This window comes from Acrocarpospora pleiomorpha (assembly GCF_009687885.1).
In the GTDB taxonomy this organism is placed as follows: domain Bacteria; phylum Actinomycetota; class Actinomycetes; order Streptosporangiales; family Streptosporangiaceae; genus Acrocarpospora; species Acrocarpospora pleiomorpha.
In genome coordinates, this window is the sequence record NZ_BLAF01000098.1 from 1 (window position 1) to 20,861 (window position 20,861).

The 20,861-nt window shown below is 68.7% G+C and carries 17 protein-coding genes; 4 read left to right on the forward strand and 13 right to left on the reverse strand.

Translation table 11 applies throughout. The features are described 5' to 3' along the window. The 9 genes from Aple_RS48010 to Aple_RS48050 form a co-directional block, all read right to left on the reverse strand. Positions 1 to 852: ABC transporter ATP-binding protein (locus Aple_RS48010; protein WP_155351482.1), on the reverse strand; the 852-nt coding region annotated here is incomplete at its 3' end. Next, positions 849 to 2,399, reverse strand: coding sequence for an ABC transporter permease (locus tag Aple_RS48015; RefSeq protein WP_155351483.1), 1,551 nt, complete (start codon positions 2,397 to 2,399; stop codon positions 849 to 851). The genes Aple_RS48010 and Aple_RS48015, both read right to left, overlap by 4 nt. Before the next feature lie 2 nt (positions 2,400 to 2,401). Next, complete coding sequence (locus Aple_RS48020) at positions 2,402 to 3,457, reverse strand: iron ABC transporter substrate-binding protein (protein WP_155351484.1); 1,056 nt, start codon at positions 3,455 to 3,457, stop codon at positions 2,402 to 2,404. A 113-nt stretch (positions 3,458 to 3,570) separates the two neighbouring features. Continuing rightward, on the reverse strand, positions 3,571 to 4,464 hold the full coding sequence (locus Aple_RS48025; RefSeq protein WP_155351485.1) for a M56 family metallopeptidase: 894 nt from the start codon (positions 4,462 to 4,464) through the stop codon (positions 3,571 to 3,573). Further along, positions 4,454 to 4,828: a BlaI/MecI/CopY family transcriptional regulator gene (locus Aple_RS48030; protein ID WP_155351486.1), complete on the reverse strand. Its 375-nt coding sequence runs from the start codon at positions 4,826 to 4,828 to the stop codon at positions 4,454 to 4,456. The genes Aple_RS48025 and Aple_RS48030 overlap by 11 nt, the downstream gene beginning before the upstream one ends. A gap of 21 nt (positions 4,829 to 4,849) precedes the next feature. Beyond that, complete coding sequence (locus tag Aple_RS48035) at positions 4,850 to 5,563, reverse strand: VIT1/CCC1 transporter family protein (protein ID WP_155351487.1); 714 nt, start codon at positions 5,561 to 5,563, stop codon at positions 4,850 to 4,852. A 247-nt stretch (positions 5,564 to 5,810) separates the two neighbouring features. Beyond that, positions 5,811 to 7,583, reverse strand: coding sequence for an MOSC domain-containing protein (locus tag Aple_RS48040; RefSeq protein WP_170322034.1), 1,773 nt, complete (start codon positions 7,581 to 7,583; stop codon positions 5,811 to 5,813). Then, positions 7,573 to 8,601: a LacI family DNA-binding transcriptional regulator gene (locus Aple_RS48045; RefSeq protein ID WP_155351489.1), complete on the reverse strand. Its 1,029-nt coding sequence runs from the start codon at positions 8,599 to 8,601 to the stop codon at positions 7,573 to 7,575. Before Aple_RS48045 ends, Aple_RS48040 begins: the two co-directional genes overlap by 11 nt. Before the next feature lie 100 nt (positions 8,602 to 8,701). Continuing rightward, on the reverse strand, positions 8,702 to 9,784 hold the full coding sequence (locus Aple_RS48050) for a C45 family autoproteolytic acyltransferase/hydrolase (protein ID WP_155351490.1): 1,083 nt from the start codon (positions 9,782 to 9,784) through the stop codon (positions 8,702 to 8,704). A 222-nt stretch (positions 9,785 to 10,006) separates the two neighbouring features. On the opposite strand from Aple_RS48050, the gene Aple_RS48055 reads away from it, so the two are divergent. Next, complete coding sequence (locus Aple_RS48055; RefSeq protein ID WP_155351491.1) at positions 10,007 to 12,175, forward strand: helicase-associated domain-containing protein; 2,169 nt, start codon at positions 10,007 to 10,009, stop codon at positions 12,173 to 12,175. 1 nt (position 12,176) lies between these two features. Here the strand turns inward: Aple_RS48055 and Aple_RS48060 are convergent, their stop codons facing one another. Both Aple_RS48060 and Aple_RS48065 read right to left on the reverse strand, forming a co-directional pair. Then, positions 12,177 to 12,959 (reverse strand): ABC transporter permease, encoded by a 783-nt coding sequence (locus Aple_RS48060; RefSeq protein WP_155351492.1) that lies wholly within the window; start codon positions 12,957 to 12,959, stop codon positions 12,177 to 12,179. Continuing rightward, positions 12,956 to 13,888, reverse strand: coding sequence for an ATP-binding cassette domain-containing protein (locus Aple_RS48065; RefSeq protein WP_155351493.1), 933 nt, complete (start codon positions 13,886 to 13,888; stop codon positions 12,956 to 12,958). The genes Aple_RS48060 and Aple_RS48065 overlap by 4 nt, the downstream gene beginning before the upstream one ends. 107 nt (positions 13,889 to 13,995) lie before the next feature. On the opposite strand from Aple_RS48065, the gene Aple_RS48070 reads away from it, so the two are divergent. After that, the gene (locus tag Aple_RS48070) at positions 13,996 to 14,673 is read left to right on the forward strand and encodes a TetR/AcrR family transcriptional regulator (protein ID WP_155351494.1); all 678 of its coding nucleotides are present in this window, start codon (positions 13,996 to 13,998) and stop codon (positions 14,671 to 14,673) included. A 133-nt stretch (positions 14,674 to 14,806) separates the two neighbouring features. On the opposite strand, the gene Aple_RS48075 is transcribed toward Aple_RS48070, so the two are convergent. Next, positions 14,807 to 15,367, reverse strand: a complete 561-nt coding sequence (locus Aple_RS48075; protein ID WP_155351495.1) for a Chromate resistance protein ChrB — start codon at positions 15,365 to 15,367, stop codon at positions 14,807 to 14,809. Between the two features lie 89 nt (positions 15,368 to 15,456). On the opposite strand from Aple_RS48075, the gene Aple_RS48080 reads away from it, so the two are divergent. Together Aple_RS48080 and Aple_RS48085 are read left to right on the forward strand one after the other, a co-directional pair. Then, positions 15,457 to 16,230: a COG4280 domain-containing protein gene (locus Aple_RS48080; protein ID WP_170322035.1), complete on the forward strand. Its 774-nt coding sequence runs from the start codon at positions 15,457 to 15,459 to the stop codon at positions 16,228 to 16,230. Then, the gene (locus tag Aple_RS48085) at positions 16,227 to 16,439 is read left to right on the forward strand and encodes a hypothetical protein (RefSeq protein ID WP_155351496.1); all 213 of its coding nucleotides are present in this window, start codon (positions 16,227 to 16,229) and stop codon (positions 16,437 to 16,439) included. Before Aple_RS48080 ends, Aple_RS48085 begins: the two co-directional genes overlap by 4 nt. An 81-nt stretch (positions 16,440 to 16,520) precedes the next feature. Here Aple_RS48085 and Aple_RS48090 read toward each other — a convergent pair whose 3' ends face one another. Further along, on the reverse strand, positions 16,521 to 20,861 hold the full coding sequence (locus tag Aple_RS48090) for a galactose-binding domain-containing protein (protein ID WP_170322036.1): 4,341 nt from the start codon (positions 20,859 to 20,861) through the stop codon (positions 16,521 to 16,523).

Genomic DNA, 20,861 nt, shown 5'->3' on the forward strand with positions numbered 1-20,861 from the left:
GGGTGGGGGGTCGGAGAGGGTGATTTGTTCGGGGCGGATCATTACGGTTACGGGGGTGCTGGTGGGGGTGCCGAGTGCGGGTAGAGGGCCCAGGGCGGTGGTGACTGTGGTTGGGGTGGTCCAGTGGCCGGGGAGGAGCATGGCGCCGCCGACGAAGGAGGCGATCCAGGGGGTGGCGGGGGTCTGGTAGATGGTTTCTGGTGGGGCGGCTTGGAGGATCGAGCCGGCTTGCATGACGGCGACCTGGTCGGCGGTGGAGAGGGCTTCGCCTTGGTCGTGGGTGACCAGGAGGGCGGTGGCGCCGTCGGCGCGTAGGGCCGCGCGGACGTCGTCGCGGAGGTCGGCGCGCAGGGCGGCGTCGAGGGCGCTGAATGCCTCGTCTAGGAGGATGAGCGCGGGGCGGGGGGCGAGGGCCCTGGCGACGGCGACGCGTTGTTGCTGGCCGCCGGACAGGTGGTGCGGGAATCGGTTGTCCATCCCGTCCAGGCCCATGAGGGTGAGCAGGTCCTGGACCCGGGTGGTGCGGCGGTGGTCGCGGGGCAGGCCGTACGCGATGTTGCCGGCGACGGACAGGTGCGGGAACAGGGCACCCTCCTGGGGGACGATCGCGACGCGCCTGCGGTGGGGGGAGGTGAACGTGCGTGGTCCGTCGACGGGTGAGCCGTTGAGCCGGATGTCGCCGGTGTCGAGTCGTTCGAAGCCCGCGACGCAGCGGAGCAGGGTGGTCTTGCCGCAGCCGGATGGGCCCAGGACGGCGGTCAGCGTGCCCGGCGGCACCGCGAGGTCGACCCCGGCCAGAGCGGTGACCGGGCCGAAGCGTTTCACGCCTGCGGAGATCTCCAGGGCATTCATGAGCGATTCCGTTTTCTGGGCTTCTGCAGGACGCCTGCACGGGCGGCCAGGACGAGGGGTGGGATCGTCGACAGGGCGACCAGCAACCCGGCGTACGGGGCGGCCGCGGCGTAGGCGGCCACCGAGGTGCTGCGCCACAGCGAGGTGGCGAGGGTGTCGGTTCCGGTGGGACGGAGCAGCAGCGTGGCGGGGAGTTCCTTCATGCACGCCAGGAATACCAGGGCGGCGCCCGCGCCCAGGCCGGGGGCCAGGAGCGGGATGGTCACCGTACGGAGCACGGTGAGCGGGGAACGTCCCAGCGAGGCCGCGACCTGTTCGAGCACGGGCGGGGACTGGGCGGCTGCGGCGGCGGTGGCCGCCACGCCCAGCGGCAGGAACAGCGCCGCGTAGCCGAGCGCGAGGAGCCAGGTTGTCTGGTAGATGGGGTATGCGACGTTGATCCCGAAGAAGACCAGGGACAGGCCGACGACCAGGCCCGGGAGGGCGTGGCTGACATAGGTGAGCCGGTCGAGCAGCCGGGCCGTGCGGCCGGGGCCTCGGGCGACGAGCAGGCCGATGGGCAGGGCCAGCGCCATCGTCAGGGCGGTTCCTGCGGCCGACAGGACCACCGAGTTCCCGAGCGCCTCCGCCACCTCGGCCCAGCCACGGGGACGGGAAACACCCTCGGCGAAGCGCTGGACGAGACTGACGGCCGTCACGCCCAGCGACAGGCAGGCCGTCGCGGCCAGCAGAATCGCGACAGGCCCGCGCGCCCGGCCGAGGCCGACCAGCGTCGGCGGGCGGCGACTGCCCCGCAGCGGCGCATGCCGGGCCCCCGCGGTACGGGTGGCGTTCTCGGCCACCAGGACGACCAGGGCCAGCATCAGCAGAGCGGTCGAAAGCACCAGCGCGCCGGTCCGGTCGAACCCGAGGTCGAAGGCGACGAACACGGCGCGGGTGAAGGTGTCGGCGCGCAGCGTGGAGACCGCGCCGAAGTCCGACAACACATACAGCGCCACCAGCAGCCCCCCACCGGCGACGGCGGGCCGGATCTGGGCCAGGGTCACCCCGGTGAACGTCTGCCACGGCGTCCGGCCCAGGGCCAGCGACACCTCCTCCTGCGCCGGATCGGCGTTCACCAGCGCCGCCGCCACCGGCAGGAAGGCGTACGGATACGAGCACAGCACCAGCACCAGCGCGGCGGCCCAGAACCCTTCGAACCCCTCGAAAGTGGAACGCCACGCGAACCCCGCCACATAGGTCGGGATGGCCAGCGGCAGCACGGCCAGCACAGCGAACAACCGCCGGGCGGGCAGGTCACTGCGCACGACCAGGAAGGCCGAGCCGACCGCCAAGACCAGACACCCAGCTGTCACCACCGCCGTCAGCGACACAGTGGTGACAGCGAGCCGCACGATCCGCACGGTGAACAGCTCGGCCGTGATCTTGTCCCAGCCCGCCTCGGCGGTCCGAATGGCCAGATACCCGACCGGCAGCAGCGCGACGGCCACGGCCAGCACCGCCATCGTCACCATCACCGGCCGGAACCCGGTAGCGCGTCTTTTCATGATCAGGGCACGAGGCCCGATTCCTTGATCATGGTGATGGTGGCCTCCAGCTCGTCGAGGTCGTTCAGGTCGACGTCGGGTGCCTGGAGCTCGCTGAGCGCGGGCACCCCCGCGGGTCCCGTCACCCCGGCGACGACCGGATACTCGAAGGTCTGCTCGGCGAAGTAGGCCTGTGCCTCAGCCCCGAGGAGGTAGTCGACGAACGCCTTCGCGTCGGCGTTGGCCGCGGCCTTCTTCAGCATGCCAACACCGGCCACGTTGACGAGAGCGCCGGTGTCCCCACCGGGGAAGAAGTGCAGCTTGGCGGTGAGCTTGTCCGGCGTGAGGCCGCGTTCCTTGGCCAGTTCGCCCAGGTAGTAGTGGTTGATCAGGCCGACCGTCATCGTCCCGGCGTCGACTTCCTCCAGGATGGGGCCGTTGCCGTCGCGGATCTGCGGCTCGTTGGCCTGCAGACCGGCCAGGAACTCCTTGGCCTTGTCCTCTCCGTGCTGTACGCGCAGAGCGGTGACGAACGCCTGGAACGACGCGTTGGTGGGGGCGACGCCCACCTTCCCCTTCCATTTCGGGTCGGTCAACTCGAAGACCGACGCCGGCAGCTCCTGCTCGGTGGCCTTACTGGGGTTGTAGACCAGAACGCGAGCGCGAGCCGTGACGCCCACCCATTCGCCGCTTCTGGCGCGGTAGGTCTCCGGAACGCGCGAGGTGACGTCCGCGGGCAGCGGCGCGAACAGCCCCTTCTTCGCCACCGCGCCCAGCGCCCCGGCGTCCTGCGCGAAGAAGACGTCCGCGGGCGAGCGCTCCCCCTCCTCCAGCAGCTGGGCGGCCATGGCAGCCGTCGCGGCATACCGCACGTCGACGGTGATTCCGCTCGCTTGGGTGAACTTGTCCAGCAGCGGCTTGACGAGCTCCTCGCTGCGGCCGCTGTAAACGGTGATCTTCTTGGTGGCGGCGGCGCTGGAGGGTGCCGTGCCGGCGCTCTGCTCACCACCGCAGGCGGCGAGGGACAGCAGCAGCACACCGACCAGCAGCGCGGGCAGCGTGCGCGGGGAGTGAAGCACGAGGGGGTTCCTTCCATAGGCAAGACAGCTTCTACATCGCTGTAGAAGTTAGCTAAGCCTAACCTAAACACAAAAGGGGCGGCTAGTCGCCACCCCCCTCGTCCCGGATCCGCCTACCCGGTTGAGCCGCACAGCGGATCACCTGGCTTGGCCCGGATCAGCTCTGACAGGTCGATCAGCACCTCACCTGTCCACGCCAGCGAACCCGCCGTACAGAGCGCGGGAATGATGAGGAGTGCCGCGTAGCCCATCGACGGCAAGGGGGCCAGCAGGGCCGAGATCCGCTGGGGAACGCCCCGTCGGCCACCCAGAAAGCCCACGCCGTTCCCCGGCGGTGCGGGCGACCTGACCAGGGCGGCGGCGCCGATCGCCCGGGCGACCTGGACGCGGTTGCCCAGCCGGGTGGCCGCCCGCTCGTCCGCCCAGCGCTCCACCACGTACGCGATGACCGGCCGGACCGGCCACAACAACGGATGGGCCGAGATCGCCAGCCGGCTCGCCGCCAGCCAGACGTGATGGCCCGTGGCCAGGTGCGCGCGCTCGTGCTCGACCACGGCCGCCCGGTCTTCGTCGCTCAGTGCCCGCAGCATCGCCTCGCTCACGACGATCCGGCCAGGACGGCCCGGAACGCTGTACGCCTCCGCCACCTCGCCCGGCGCGAACACCACCGGGTCGTCGCCGGGAAGCGCGGCGGCCAGTTCGCGGGCCGCCCGGTAGGAGCGCCGTTCCCGCATCGCCCGCCGTACCAGCAGGATCGCGATCACGGTCAGGAAGCCCAGCGCGACCCAGGACGTCCAGGTGAGACGATTGCCCCGGACGCCGGCGACGCCGGCATAGGCGATGATCGCGGCGACCGACACCATGCTGGACGCCGCCGCCGTGACCGCCGCGCCGGTGAACACGATCACGGCTACGGCGGGCCGGAGCCGGTCGACCAGGAACAGCACCGACACCACCAAGGCCAGCGGCGCCGTCACGGTCGAGATGAGCAAATGGTCAAGCATCATCGGATTCTCCGTTGAGAAGCCGGCGGATCAGGTCCTCATCCCCCGGTGACAGGCCGGAGATGAAGTGCATCAGCACCGGTGCGTGATCGTCTTCGGCGTCCAGCAGCCGCCGCATCCGCCACGCCACCAGACCGGAGGAATCAGCGGGCGCGGCATACCGGAACGCGCGTCCATCTCGCTGACGTGTCACCACGCCCTTGCCGTGAAGCCGCGACAACGTGGTGACGATCGCGCTGTACGAAAGCTCGCTCCCGCCTTCCACCAGCGCTTCCCGGACCTCGCCTGGCGACATCGCCCGCCCAGCGGCGTGGAGGATGGCGAGAATCTCCGACTCCAGGCTTCCCGGAGCTCGACGTGGACTCATACGACGAAGGTAACGGACCAGTCACGAGATTCCCACGCCGACCAGGAGGCCGATGGCATAGGTGACGGCGGCGGAGAGGCCGCCGAGGAGGAGTTGCCTGCCTCCGCCGAGCCACATCGGCCGGGCGGTGAGCCGGGCTACCAGCCCGCCGGTCACGGCGAGGGCGACGGCGCTGGCGATGAGGGCGGGGACCAGGCTGGTTTCGCCGAAGAGGAAGGGCACCAGCGGGATGAGCGCGCCGAGCGCGAAGGCGAGGAAGGAGGAAGCGGCCGCGGTCCAGGGGGAGGGCAGGTCGTCGGGGTCGACGCCGAGTTCCTCGCGGACGTGCACGCGCCAGGCCACCTCGGGGCGGCGGTGGAGTTCGCGGGCCACCTCGGCGGCGAGTTCGGGGCGCAGACCTTTGGCCTCGTAGACGAGGGTGAGTTCGCGTAGTTCCTCCTCGGGGTTGCGTTCCAGTTCGCGGCGTTCGATCGCGATCTCGGCGCGCATGAGTTCGGTCTGGGACGACACCGAGGTGTATTCGCCGGTCGCCATCGAGCAGGCGCCGGCGACAAGACCGGCGAAACCTGCCAGCAGTACGGCAGGGCCGGTCCCGCCGCCACCGACAATGCCCGCGACCAGCGCGAAGTTGGATACGAGGCCGTCCATCACGCCGAACGTGGCCGGTCGCAGCCAGCCGCCGGTCACGTCACGATGCGAATGATGCAACTCAGGCGGTACGACAAGAGAGGTCATGGGGGCTTCCTGTCCAGAAAAGTTAGGTATGGGTAACATAAGTTCCTATGTAGCACTTGTTACGTTATAAATATATGTCGCAGGAGAATGAGAGGCAATTCGCGAAATTTCGCCGTTCGTGCACTCTGTGAAACAAGCCGATCCAGAGGCGAAGGATGATCACAGGCCAGCGGACGCAGGGCCGATCACCAGGAGTTACTGGTGATCTCTCAGTTCAATGCGGAGGCTAGGGCCTCGCTCTTCTTCGCTAGGTGCCGACGATCAGGTTGGAGGCGGGGACTGTGCAGCACAGCAGTGCGAATCCGGGTGGGGGTGGATCGACCGGGTCGAGGAGGTACTCGATGGTGCCGGTGACCGGTTGCAGGCAGGTTCCGCAGGCGCCTGCGCGGCAGCCGGAGGGGGTGGTGATTCCGGCTCCCTCAACGAGATCGAGGAGTGTGCCGTCCGCTGGCGTCCAGGTCAGCGATCGGCCTTTGGCCAGGACGGTGAACGGGCCCGTGCTTGTGGGGGTTCTTGGGTCGAGGTCCACATTCGCGGGTGAATAGAACGTCTCGGTCACTATTCGGCTCGCGGGTATGCCAGCGGCGACCAGAATGTTGCTGACCGTCCGCATGAACGACTTCGGCCCGCAGATGTAGGTAATGCCATCGGCGGATGCGGTGAAATCGTCGGCCGACGGTCTGCCGCGCTCGGCGCCGACTGCGGCGCATTCTTCGGCGTCGGCGCGCGTGAGATACAGCGCGCACCGACCACCGAGTGATCTGACACCGTCGCGGACTTCTGCCCAGAGGCCGAGGGCCGTGGAATCTGTCGCTGTGTGGAGGATTCGGATGCGAGGTCGGACAACGGATCGAGCCATCGCGGCGACGATCGCCGCCGCAGGGGTGATTCCGATACCGGCTGTGATCATGGTAAGAGGTGTGCTGCCCTCGACGGTCGCCTCGCCGAACGGGCCGGTGACGGTCAGCGTGTCGCCCACCTGTACGTGATCGTGGAGGTAGCGCGAAACCAGCCCGGACTCTTCACACTTAACGCTGATCCGCCATCGGTCGCGCTCCACGTCCGAGATCGTGTAGCAGCGCCATGTCGTGACGGCTTCAGCCTCAAGATGTACGCGAACGTGCTGGCCAGGAAGAGGCTGCGGAAGACTGCCCTCGAGCCAGAAGCTCGTTACGCGGTCGTCCTCCGCGCATCGTTTCACGATCCGTACCGGCCGGGGCCAGGAGATCGACGGGACCGAGCCGTCCGCGCCCGAGGTCTTGAACGAGACGTCGTCCGCGCTCGGCGGGTCAAGGTGGACCGGATCTCCCAGGCGGACGGCTCCGCCGGATTCGACCTCGGCGTACAGGCCGAAGTAGAGGTGTCCGAGCCGAGAGGCGAGCGCCGCCGGGATGTTGAGGTCGCGTTGTGCGGTGTCGGGGTTGACCGTCGTGGCTCGGCAACGTTCGGTTGGGCGCATGATCCGAAGCGTGGCTTCGCCGATCCGGAGGGTCGTTCCGACGAGGCTCCATTCCGTCCAGGCTCCGAGCCCACGAAGGTAGATGTTCGCGCGAAAGCGACGGAAGTCCACCGGACGTCCGATCACCTTGCTCAGCGCGTCGACGGTGTCGAGGTTGATGATGGAGATCGAGGCATCCCGGTGATCCCACAGATGGGCTCCCCGCGCGACGAACTCCACCGCTCGGTCCTGCACGCCGAGCCATGCCCGGATGGCTGCCCCGGCCTGTGCTGGCAGGTCACCTTCGAGGTCGAGTGCGACGAGGGCCCCACCCAAGCGGAGATCGAGCGTGCCGGAGGTGAGGCGGAGGTCGATCGAGGCCAGGCGTTCGGTGGTCATGAGGCGGTGGAAGCGCTCGCTGTCAGTCCAGCCGGTCGCGCCCTCGATGGGCGAGCCGTTGCGGACGGCGAGCAGCCGGTCGTAGGGCATTCCGCTGTTCGGAGCGAGTTCTACTCGATCGAGAGAGGCTGCGGGGAACCCTTTCACCGGGTAGGTGGCGAGTCCGGCTACGCTACCTGCCATCACGCCGCTGCGTGGACGTCCGGATGCGCAGATACCCTTCGCCCACGATGATCGGTGCGGGGTTGTCGTCGCCATTGATGCGGCGTTCGAGCAACAGCACCGCCGCACGTGCCACGTCCATGGGCTGCAGGTCGAGCGCGGTGATCGGCGGAGAAGCCGTTTCCAGGACGTGGCCGTCGACGGCCGAGCCGATCATGAGATCTTGCGGGATCCGCAATCTCAGGTCGCGGGCCGCCCGCAGGACCCCGAGCGCAGCACCGTACACATCGGTTATCACGGCGTCCGGTGGCGCGTCCGATGACAACATGACCGTGGACGCTGCGGCGGCGGTCGACTCGGGGTTGGCGCGTTCGACCAGTGCGGTGAGTTTCTCGAAGCCGTGTCTGGCGCACCAGGATGCGTACGCCGCCTGGGTGTCCTCGAACCACGCCCAGGGTGAGTCGGCGGTGAGCATCGCGACCCGCCTGGCGCCCTGCTCCCGCAGGTGGTCGAGCATGTTCGACACGGCCGCCTTGTTGTCGACCCCCACCCACCAGGGGTCGTCACTGCCCAGCTCACGGTCCACCGTCACCACCGGCATGCCGTTGCGCCGCAGGGCGATGCGGCTGAGGTCACCCTCCTCCGGGTCGACGAGCACCACGCCGTCCACCTCCAACCGCGCCACGTCCTCGTCGTTCGCGGGGGTCGGCGCCATCAGCAGCAACTGCCCCTGATCCATGGCCGCGCTCACCGCCCCGATGGTGAGACGCATGTCGTAATCGGAGGTGAGCACCCACGAATCGCCCGACCGTGGCCGCCGGGGCAGGCACAACGCGATGATCCCGCGACGGCCGGTGCGCAGTCCCCGCGCCGACCGCAACGGCCGCCAGCCGAGATCCGCCACGACCTTCAACACCCGGGCGCGCGTCTCGGGGTCGACGCGGCCCTTGGCGTTGACGATGTCGGACACGGTGGTCGGCGACACGCCGGCCGCGACGGCCACGTCTTTGATCGTGACGCGGGACTTGGGGGGTGCCATCAGAGTCTCCCGTGGTCAGGCGAGGCGTTCAGCAAGGTCTGGATCGAGGGGTGCGCGAGATCCTCGGGCCACGGCTCCGGCCAGCGATCATGGGAAACTCCTAGAACGTCCGATGGCCGAGTACGTCGTGCTGGCAGGGCCCCGCGTCGACGTGCCTGACGACGTGCTGGTCGTAGTCGAGGTCGATCGTGATGAGGCTGCGCCAGCGCTCCTCGAAGGCCAGCTCAGGGTTGGGATGGCAGCAGACGGCGCCGCCATCCGCGGCGTGCCGGCGAAGGAACGCGAACCGTTCGTCCACGAGCGGAGAGCGAAGCAGCTCCCGCCGCCGCCCGAGCACCGCCATCCGATCCCACGTGTCGGACGACTTGGGCATCAGGTCGCCTTCGGCCAGGGCGGGGTCGACGAAGTGGTTGGTGTGGACGAGGAATCCCTCCTCGTCCGGGGGCACGACGGCGACGCCATCGGGGCAGATCTCCAGGGTGGCCGCCCAGGAGCGGCCCTGCTCGTAGCCGACGACGGTGAGCGCCGACGAGGCCGACACCGCGGCGGAGCGGGCGATGTCGGCGGCGCTTTCCAGGGAGTCGGCGCATTCGAGCACCCGGCGCATGACGGCGTGGACCGGGACGCCGAGGCCGTCGCCGTCGCTCGAATGGTGGAGGATGTTGAGGTGCAGCCCGAGCGTGCCCCGGTCGCGGGCCGCGATACCGATCTTGCCGGTGAGTCCGGCTTCGGTGAAGTAGCGCAGTCGCGCGCCACCCTCGGTCGGGTGGGCGACCATGAAGCGCTCGCTCTCGAACGCGTCGTGCCAGTCCCAGGTCTGTACGCTGCGGGGCGGGCCCTGTCCCGGTGCGTACACGGCGACGGAGCACTCGCCCTCGCAGGGCGCCTTGACCGTGGCGAGGATTTCGGTCCGGGCGTTGAGCACGCCGATCCGCCACAGGTCGAGACCGGATCCGGCGGCGAGACCTTCCCATTCGCGTACCAGGCTGGGGGCCCAGGCGCGGACCTGGTCGATCGCCGCGGAGCCGAACGCGGGGAGATCGGCGGTGGTCACCTTGACCGCCTCGAAGAGGCGCTCGTAGTCGCGGACGTTCGTGGCGATCTCAGCTGCCATGCGCCTGCCGAGCTCTTCGCCCCGGATGTACGGATCGAGCGTGTCCGTGCGCACATGGCGGACAGTCATCGCGGCACCGCTCGGCTGATGGTCGGCATCAACCCCTCCTCGTCTTCCGATCGGCTGATGCCGAATCGATACGGCATACCTATCACCACTCGCCCGCAACCGTCAAAGCTCACTCGCACCTGCGTGCACGTCTCGACGGCCACGCCGCGGCGAGGCTGTATGAGTTCGACGAGAACGCATCTCCCGTCGTCACCGCGCATGCAAGCTGGGTAGGGTGCGTCCGTGAGTACGGAACGCCATCTGACGGCATGGCTGAAGACCAAGGCTCCGGGAGAGCTGCGGGACCTCTTGGCCGGAGCCGGATATGTCAGTGATGGCGGAGTTTCGCCGCGGGATCTCGCTCGGCTGCTCCTTCAGTACCCGGTGGCGTTGACCGCTCTCAACTCCTGCACGCTTCCCGAGATCGAGGCGCTGTCGGCGGTGGCCTGGCTGGCCGCGCGGCAGCACGGGGATCCGCCCAGCCATTACTGGCACGGCCATGACCCGGGGGACCGCGCGGTGCCGCGTGCCGACGTGGTCCGGCTTCTGGCCGGATCAGACCCGGGGGCGCGCGCGGACGCGGAGGCCGTCCTGGACGGGCTGGCCGGCAAGGTGCTGGTGCTCCCGCCGTACGGCGAGTCGGTGGTCGTGCCGAACGCGGTGCACCTGCACCTGACGGATGCGGCGGGGTTGGGCCGGCCGGCGGCCGAGCTCATGAGCGCGCACTTCAACGCGCCGGAGGTGCACCGGATCGCGGGCGCGCTCGGGCTGGCCAAGGCGGGGACGCGTGAGGTCGCGCAGCGGAACGTGCTCGCGGTGCTGACCGACCAGGCTCGGGTGCGCGAGTTGCTCGCCGTTGGGCCCGCCGCCGCGCGGGAGTGGCTGGCCAATATCGCCGGGAACGGCGCGCGGGTTCAGACTCGTGTGTTCAAGAACGATGCGTACACCGCCAAGTCCAGTTTCCGAGCCGCGGGCTCGGCGGACGCGAACACGGAGTGGCTGGCGGCGCGAGGGCTGCTGCTGCCGACCGGGGCGCACGACGTGGCGGAGGTGCCGATCGAGGTGGTCACGGCGGTGCTCGGTGAACCGCGTGCCCGTTTCCATCCGCGGCCGCCCTCGCCTCCGCTCAACCTGCCGGATATATCCGGCGCTGATGGTTCCGCTCAGGCCGCCGCGCTCGCCGCCGTCTCCCAGCTCGATCGGCTCATCGCCGCGTGCGCCGTCCAGCCTCCCTCCATACGCAAGTCCGGGGGGCTCGCGGTGCGCGACACCAAGCGCCTGGCCAAAACGCTCGGCCTGTCCGAGGAGATCACCAGATTCTGGCTGGACCTGACGGTTGAGGCCGGTTTGCTCGGCGCGCACGCCGAGCCGGTGCCGCGGCCCAAGGGCCATCGCGGCAAGCTTCCCGAGCCGGTCATGACACTGCTGCCCACCTCGGCGTACGACGAGTGGCGGACCGGGCGGACGGAGGAACGGCTGGTCAGGATCATCGTCGAGTGGGCGAGCGTGGACGCGATCTTCACCTACACCGCGGATCAGGACGGGACACCCGTGGCTCTCACCGAGCCGCACCATCCCTTCGCGGTCGGCGTCCGGTCCGCGGTGCTGGAAGCGCTTGCCGCGTTGCCTCCCGGAAAGGGCACCGGCCCGGACGCGTTGCCTTACCTCATCGCTCGCGCCACCTGGCACCGGCCCCACCACGCCGCCGACATGCCCGACATGACGGGATGCATGACCGCGACCCTCCGGGAGGCCGAACTGCTCGGGGTCGTCGCGCGCGGCGCGCTGACCCAGCCGGGGCACGCCCTGCTCGACCTGCTCCGCGCGTCGGGACCATCCGAGCCGTCGACGGACGCGCTCGTCGCCGCCCTGGCCGGCATGCTGCCGGCCCCGCAGGTCACCGCCTACTTCCAGGCCGACCTGACCGCTGTCGTGCGGGGAGCGCCGGAGGCGGCGCTGGCCGACCTGCTGGACGGGATGGCGGACCGCGAGTCCGAAGGGCACGCCGTGGTCTGGCGGTTCAGCCCGGCGAGCGTACGGCACGCCCTCGACCGGGGTCATGACGCCACCGACCTGCTCGAACGCCTCGCCGCGGTCGCCGAGGCTCCCCTGCCGCAGCCCTTCGAATACCTGATCAAGGACGTCGGCCGGGTCCACGGGCGGATGCGGGTGGTCCGCTCCGGCTGTTGCATCCGCTCCGACGACGAGACCCTCATCGACGAGCTCGCGGGCACCCGCGCGCTCCGGGCGCTGGGCCTGCGCAAGATCGCGCCCACCGTGCTGATCAGCTCGGTCGGCGAGGCGGAGACCCTCACCGCCCTGCGCGCCGCCGGCCACACCCCGGTCCTCGAAGCCGAGACAGGCGCGACGGTGGTCGAACGGACCGCCACCCGCCGCGCCAACCTCGCGTGACCTACTGGGTGCGATCACGGTTGAAGTTCTTCCTGGCCCACAGGAACCCGACGATCGATAGCCCGACGCACCAGGCGATGGCGATCACCCCGTTATGGCCGATCGGAGTTCCCATGAGCAGGCCGCGAAGCGTCTCGATGATGGGCGTGAAAGGCTGATATTCGGCGAACTGGCGTACGCCGTTGGGCATGGATTCGGTGGGCACGATCCCGCTGCCGACGAACGGAAGCATGATCAGCGGGAAGGGCGCGTTGCTGGCCGCGTCGAGGGTCTTGGCCGCGACGCCGAACGCCACGCCCATCCAGGTGAGCGCGAAGGTGACCAGGGCCAGAAGGCCGACCGCGGTGATCCACTCGGCGAGTCCCGCGTGCGGCCGGAAGCCCATCAGGAGCGCCACCCCGATGACCAACGCCATGCTGGTCAGGGTCTGGATCATGCTGGAGACGACGCGCGCGATCAGGATCGAGGGCCGGAAGATGGCCATGGTCCGGAATCGGGCGATGATCCCCTCGGTCATGTCGACGTTGACCGACGAGGACGTCCCGAGGGAGCCGGTGGCGGCGGTCATCACGACCAGGCCGGGCAGGATGTAGTCGACGTAGTCGGTGCTGCCGTTCCCCAGGTTGGCGACGGAGGTGCCCAGGGCGCCGCCGAAGACGTACACGAAAAGCAGCAGGAAGATGAGCGGGAAGCCGACGACGAAGATGGCGGACGTCGGGTAGCGCAGGATCTTCTTGAGATCGCGGCGCAGCATCGTGATCGAATCGGTGACGGCGTAGCTCATGCCGAGGCCTCCCTTTCCATGGTGCCGGTCAGGGCCAGGAACACATCGTCGAGATCGGGGGTGTGCAGGGAGAGGTCCTCGACGGCGACCGAGGCGCTGTCGAGCTGGTTGAGCACCGTCCGCAGCGTCGCGACGCCACCGTCGCTGGGGACGTGCAGGCTGAGGTCGTCGTCATGGCGGGTCACCTGGCCCAGGACGCGGGCGGCGGCGTCCATGGCGGCGAGGTCGGCGAAGCGCAGGGCGATGCTGCCGCCCGGCACGCGGCGCTTGAGTTCTTCGGCGGTGCCTTCGGCGACGAGCCGGCCGTGGTCGAGGACCGCGATCCGGTCGGCGAGTTGGTCGGCTTCCTCCAGGTACTGGGTGGTGAGGAAGATCGTGACCCCGTCGGCGACGAGGTCACGGATGATCTGCCACATCCCCCGGCGGCTGCGCGGGTCCAGACCGGTGGTGGGCTCGTCGAGGAAGATGACGCGGGGCGAGCCGACCATGGTCATGGCCAGGTCCAACCGGCGGCGCATCCCGCCCGAATAGGTGATGACCGGCTTCTTCGCCGCCTCCACCAGGTCGAGCCGCTCCAGCAGCTCGGCCGCGCGCCGCCGTCCTTGACGCCGCTCCAGATGCCACAGGTCGGCCATGAGCAGGAGGTTCTCCTCACCGTTGAGGAGCGTTTCGACGGCCGAGAACTGGCCGGTGACGCCGATCATGGCGCGGACCGCGTCGGGCTCGCGGGCCAGGTCGTGCCCGCCGACGGTCAGCTGACCGCCGTCGGCCTTGATGAGCGTGGTGAGGATCTTGACTGCGGTGGTCTTGCCCGCGCCGTTGGGCCCGAGCAGGGAGAAGATCGTCCCTTCCGCGATGTCCAGGTCGATGCCGTCGAGCACGACGTGGTCTCCGTAGGACTTTCTCAACCCTCTGGCGGTGATGGCCATCTGCCCTCCCAAGAAACTTGCACAATGTTCAAGAGGAGCCTAGGGCCAGACTTGAACACTGTGCAAGTTCCTTTCTTGAACAATGTGCAATGCCGTATCCTGGGCGCATGCCGCGCGACACGCTGACCATCGAGCGGATCGTCCGGACCGCCATCGAGCTGCTGGACGACGAAGGTCTGGAAGGCTTGAACATGCGGAGCCTCGGCGAACGGCTCGGCTCCGCCGCGACGGCGGTCTACTGGCACGTCAAGAGCAAGGACAACCTCGTCAAGCTGGCGGGCGACGAGGTGTGGAACGAGATCGAGCTCCCCGATCTCGACGCGGTCGACTGGCGCACGGCGGCCACGACCATGGCCCACAGCCTCTACGACATGATCATCAGGCATCCCTGGCTGGTGATGGCCATGGGCACCCATGTGATGTACGGCCCGGGAAAGTCACGCCACGACGACCACGGTCTCGCGATCTACGAGAAGGCCGGCTTCGTCGGCGCCGACGCGGACCGGGCGATGGCCACGGTCTTCATCTTCGTGCTCGGCATCACCCTCGGCGAGTCGGCCGCGGTCACGCTGACCAGGCGGTTGCGCCGGGAGGGCGGCGACGCGGAGGAGCAGATGAAGGAGATGATGGCGCAGGCCGGCGAGATCGCGATGCGGTTCCCCCGGCTACACGCCCGTATTGAGGCCGTCCAGGACACCGGTTACGGCGAGGCACCCGACCAGAGCCTCGAGTTCGGCCTGCGGGTCATCTTCGACGGCCTCGAAGCCCAGCTCGCCGCGCGCTGAGGGTCGGCCCGCTTCGCGACGGCGATCGCGCGCTAACGATCAGCCCACTTCGCGGCATCGGACTCGAAGCCCAACCAGCCACCGCGCGCTGACGGTCAGCCCGCTCCGAAGCCCGACCCCCGCTCGCTGACGGTCAGCCCGCTTCGCCGACCCGCTCCGCGACGTCGGCCTCGAATTCCTCCAGCAGGCGCTCGCACTCGGCCACCCGGTCCCGGGCATGGTCCCGGCCGGGAGCCCCGACCCAGTCGCGGCCTTCCACCTTGCGCAGCCAGCGGCGGAGCTTCTCCAGATCCTGCCGGATCTCCTCGGCCTCCTCAAAGGTGTAGTTCTCCCGGTAACGCTCGAACTCGATCTCCTTGAAGAACTTGGTTTCGCACTCCTCGACGATCTCGTCATACTCCTTGGCCGAGTTGGCCCGGAAGCCGTCGAGGATCTGCCGGTGCTCGCGCTCATCCACATCGTCCAGGACGAAGAAGTGGCTGGAACCCTCCAGCTCGGCGATTCGCTCCCGGACCCGGTCCAGGGCGGCCCGCAGTTCCTCGCGGTCGGGCAGCACGCAGACCGCCTGCTGCAGGTAGAGCGCGCCGAGCCGCTTGAGATCACGCCAGACGGCGACCCGGGCCTTGGAGGACTGGGACGGCACACGGTAGACGAGCAGCAGCCAGCGCCGCTCGTTCTCGGGTTCCTTCGCCATGGCCAGCAGGCTACCAGCCCCGTTGACATGCCGAGCACAATGTAACTAACGTTATTCTGAAACTTCTGTTACATCCATGAAGGGGTTGCATGGTGCAAGGAACGACCTGGGGCCTGGTGGGCTCCACCTTCATCGCGTCGTTCGTGGAGTTCGTCGAGGCGCTGACCATCGTGCTGGCCATGGGATTCACCCGGAGCTGGCGATCGGCGATCGCGGGCACGGTCGCCGCGCTGCTGGCCCTGACGGCGTTCACCTTCGCCGCCGGTTACGCGCTGAGCACCTGGCTTCCGGAGGCGGCGCTCCAGCTCGTGGTGGGCACGCTGCTGCTGATCTTCGGTTTGCAGTGGCTGCGCAAGGCGACGCTGCGCTCCAGCGGGTTGAAGGCGTTGCACGACGAGACCGAGGAGTTCGCCAACCAGGCCGCCGCCGCCCGCGCGGCCGGCTCGGACCGGCGTTTCGGCATCGACACCTTCGCTTTCGTCGTCTCGTTCAAGGGCGTCTTCCTGGAAGGCGTCGAGGTGGTCTTCGTGGTCATCACCTTCGGCCTGAGCGCCGGCGACATGGGTGGCGCCGTGTGGGGCGCGGTCGCGGCCGGAGCGCTGGTGCTCCTGCTCGGCGCCGTACTGCACCGACCCCTCTCCATGATCCCCGAGAACACCCTCAAGTACGGCGTGGGCCTGCTGCTGGCCGCCTTCGGCACGTACTGGGCGGTCGAGGGCCTCGGCGTGCTCGGCGCCGAGCACCACAGCCTGGAGTGGCCCGGCGGCGACCTGGCCATCCTGGTCCTGCTGGCCGGATGGCTGCTGCTCTCCCGGCTCCTCGTCGCCACCCTGCCCATGCTGCGAAAGGAGATGGCCCGATGAGATTCCTGAAGACCTTCGGACGGTTCTGGTACGACTTCATCATCGGCGACGACTGGAAGATCGCGGCAGCGGTGCTCGCCGCGCTGGCGCTCACCGCCGTGGCCATGACGACCGGGCTGCTGTCCGGCTCCGCGCTGGTCATCGCGGGCTCGATCGCGCTCTTCCTGCTCTTCGTCCTGAGCATGGTGGTGGACGTCCGGAAGTCCTGACATGGTGCACAGTTATTTGGGCTGACACAACAAACCGGCCATGCGGGGGTCGGCGCCCGCATGGCCGGTCGGTCGTGGCGGCTAGCTGCCGTTGATCACGAACTGACTGCCCGGCTGTATGACGATATTTCCGGTGGCCGAGTTGGTGATGGTCACGTTGGTCAGCGTCGCGCTGCCGCGCGCGCCGCTCATGGCCAGGATCCCGGCGCCGTTGTTGGATTTGTCGATCTTGACGTTGGTGATGGCGACGTTCGGCACTTCGCCGCCGCCGGTCTTGAACTGGATGCCGTCATAGGTGGAGTCGACGATGTCGGTGTCGCGGATCGTGACGCCGGGGATGGGCTGACCCTGGGCGAACAGGGTGATGGCGCCGAACTCCTGGTCCTCGTTCCAGAAGACGCCGCCCGCGCGGTAGAGCGCGTTGTTGGCGATCAGCGTCTGGCCGGAGAAGGGCAGCGGGTCGTGGTCGGTCGCCAGCATGATGCCGGGGTAGTTCATGGTGTCGTAGATGAGGTTGTTCTCGATCTTGTTGCCGTACCCGCCGTAGATCGCGATGCCGTTGGCGCGCCACGGCAGCTGGATCGTGTTGTTGATGAACTGGTTGTCGTGGGCGACGTCGATCGCCTGGTTCTTCACGTACTTGTTGGCCCACACCGCCAGCGAGTCGTCACCGGTCGTACGGAACGAGGAGTTGAACACCTTGGAGTTGCGCGTGCCGTTGGTGAAGTTGATGCCGTCCGCGTAGGTGTTGCGGATCCGCATGCCGGTGAACTCCAGGCCGTCGCCAGGACCCCACAGGTCGGGGATGTTGTCGAAGTCGCGGCCGACCCAGACGCCCACGTTGGCGTGCTCGATCCAGACGTTGCTGATCTTCGTGTTGAGGCCGAACCGGCCGTTCAGGCCGACGCCGCCCTCGGCGTTGCCGTCGCCGCCGCGGATGCGGCCCGAGCCGAAGATGGCGATGTCGGAGATCTGGACGTTGTTGTCGATGTCGAAGCCGAAGTTGCCCTCGTGCGGGTGGTTGATGCCCTGGGCCAGGTGCGGCTCGGTCAGCGTGTACAGCTGGGAGTGCCACATGCCCGCGCCGCGGATCGTGACGTTGCTGATGCCCACCTGGTTGAACTGGCCCCGGTTCAGCGGGTCGTCGGTGAGGATCTTCTTCTCCTGGCGCCACTGGCCCGCCGGGATCCAGACACAGCTGATGACGCCGTTCTGGTCGTCGGTCACGGCCCGCTGGATGGCCGTGGTGTCGTCGAGGCCGTCGTTGGGGACGGCGCCGTAGGTGGTGATCGAGGTGCAGCCGACCGGCTGGCCGGCCGGCGGGGCCACCTGCTCCAGGTCGATCATGTCGATGATGTAGAAGGGCGCGTTGTCGGTCCCGTCCCGCTGCAACCGGAACTTGGTGCCGACCGGGTAGCTCTGCGAGAGCAGCGCGTGCGACTCGTCGAACAGCCGCCGGGCGTCGCCCTGCGGGGTGTTCGTCAGCCCCTCGGGCTGATCGGTGTTCCCGTAGAGCCAGCTGTGCCGCGAGGAGAGGTTCAGCTTCTGGGCGAAGGTTCCGTTGATGTAGAGGCTGATCGTGGCGTCCATGCCGCCGCCGCCCGGGGCGTCGGGGATCGAGTTGCGAACCACGATCGAGTTGGCCTGGTTGGCCGAGGTGAACTCGACGAATTGGCCGGTGCTGTTCAGGCGTACCGACTGGCGACCGGAGGACTCGGTGGCGAAGTTGGTGTGCCCGAAGGTGCGCAGGGCGTCGGCCGTCAGCAGGGTGCCCTGGTAGAGGGCGGATTCGGCCTCGTATTCGACGTACGGGACGGCCGCGCCGCGCCCGACCACGATCGCCTGGGAGATCGTGTTGTTGCCCTCGTTGGTCTCCGCCACCACGTTGGTGGCGTCGGCGGTGGCGGTGATGGTGGCACCGCCGCTGGTGGCGGTCCAGCTTCCGGCGATGGCCACGTTCACGGTCGCCCCCGCGGCGATCGACGCGGTGTTGGTGTTGAGCGTGGTCCCGCCCACCGAGACGCGGGTGACCGTGGTCGCGCCCGACGCGGTGGTGCCGCGGTTGTTCACGGCCACGGTGAAGGTGACCTGGGATCCGGCCGCCGGGTTCGGCGGATTGGAGGTGATGCCCGTGACCTGCAGGTCGGGACCGGGTGCCTGGGCGACCACCAGCGGCGTCGGTGCGATGAGGGTGTTGTTGGTCTCGTTCTGCTCGAACACGGTGTTGTCCGCGTCGACGCGCGCGCTGACCTCGTAGCTGCCCATGGCGCGGGTGCCGATGGTGGCGGTCACCGTGGCGGTGGCGTTGACGGCCAGGGCGGGGATGTCGGCGCTGCCGACCAGCGCGCCGCTGAGGGAGAAGTTGACGCTGTCCGCGGCGGAGGCGGCGGTGCCGGAGTTGCGGACCGTGGCCGACAGGGTGATCGCGCTGGTCTCGTTCGGCGAGGCCGGGGTCCACGAGAGGTTGGTGACGGTGAGGTCGGGGTTGGGCGCGGGCACGCCGAACACCTGGAACTCGGCGACCTGCCCGCCGGGCGCGCCGGTGTTGCTGTTGATTTTCAGCTGTACGTCGGCGACGGTCGCGCTCAGGTTGATGGTGACCGAGTTGCCGCCGGAGGCCGGGTTGAAGGTGTAGTTGGCCGCCGAGACCAGGTTGGTGTAGCCGGTCGCGCTCTGCTCGCGGCCCAGCACCTGGATGTTCTGGGTACGGGTGCCCCATTCGGTGCCCGGGTTGAGCTTCAGCACGACCGAGCTGACCACGGCGTTGGAGCCGAGCTTGACGGTCAGCGTGTTCGGGAACGCGCCGGAGTTGGCCTCCCAGTAGGTGGCCGTGTTGTTGTCGTTCGCGTTGGCTGCGACGAATGAGTGCACGTGGCCGGACTCCACCATTTCCTTGCCGATGGCGAGGTTGGAGCCGGGGTCGCCGGTGCCGTTGCGGGTCACGCTGCCCGAGTTGCCTGACAGGTTGCCCGCCGCGTCCTTGGCCCGCACGAAGTAGGTCACGGTCGCACTGTCCGGCTGCGTGTCGGTGTAAGTGAGGATATTTCCGGCCACGCTGGCGCGGAGGGTGTTGTTGGCGTAGATGTCGTAGCCCGTCACGCCGACGTTGTCGGTCGAGGCGGTCCAGGTCAGGCGGATCTGGCCCGCGCCCGGCTGGGTGAACGCCAGGTTGCCCGGCACGCTCGGGTTCTGCGTGTCACCGCCCGGCGTACCGTTGCGGGTCACGCTGGTGGAGTTGCCCGACAGGTTGCCCGCCGCGTCCTTGGCCCGGACGTAGTACGTCACCGTGGCCGTGGACGGCTGGGTGTCGGTGTATGTCGTGACATTTCCGACGCTAGCCCGGAGCTGGTTGTTGGCGTAGATGTCGTACCCGGTCACGCCCACGTCGTCGGTGGAGGCGGTCCAGGTCAGCCGGATCTGGTCGCCGCCCGGCTCGGTGAAGGCCAGGTTGGTCGGCGCGCTTGGCGGCTGGGTGTCGGTGTTCGTGGGACCGTACACCTCGAACTCGGAGATCTGCCCGGCGGCCCAGCCGGTGTTGCCCGTGATGTTCAGCCGGACGTACCGGGTGGAGGTGGGGTTGAAGGTGATCGTCACCGTGTTGCCGGAGGCCGGGTTGAACACGTACCCCGCCGAGCCGACGATGTCGGTGAAGGTCGTGCCGTTCTGGCTGCCCTGGACGGCGAGCGTCTGCGTACGGGTGGCCCAGCCGGACGCGGGCAGCTTGAGCACGACCCGGTTCACGCTCACCGACGAGCCGAGGTCGACCTGCAGCCACTCGGGGAAGACGTTGTTGTTGCTCTCCCAGTAGGTGGCCTGGTTGCCGTCGTTGGCGTTGCTCGCGACATAGTTCTGCGAGACGCTGCTGCCGGTCATGGTCCGGCCGGAGGCGAGGTTGCTCCCGCCGCCGCCGGCGCCGTAGATCTCGAACTCGGAGATCTGCGCGGCGGGCCAGCCGGTGTTGGCGGTGACGTCAACCCGCCAGTACCGGTGACTCGCGGCCGGGAAGTTGATCGTGACCGTGTTCCCGGTCGCCGGGTTGAACGTGTAGCTCGCCGAGGCCACGACCGTGCTGAAGGCGTTCCCGTCGGCGCCGCCCTGAACGGAAAGTGTCTGGCTACGCGTCTGCCAGGCGGGGTCACCCGGCACCTTCAGCACGATCTGGTCGACACTGGTGGCGGCGCCGAGATCGATCCGCGCCCACTGCGGGAAGACGTTGTTGGTGCTCTCCCAGTAGGTGGCTTGATTGCCATCGTTGACGGCCGACACCGCATGTCCACCGGTGGCACTACTGGCCAGGGTCGCCTTTCCCAGCGACAGGTTGGGCCCGCCCGCCGCGGAGGCCGGCACGACCGACCCCCACACGAGCAGCCCGGCGGCGACCACCGTCGCCACCAGCCGTAACGGCATGTTCAGCTTTCTCAT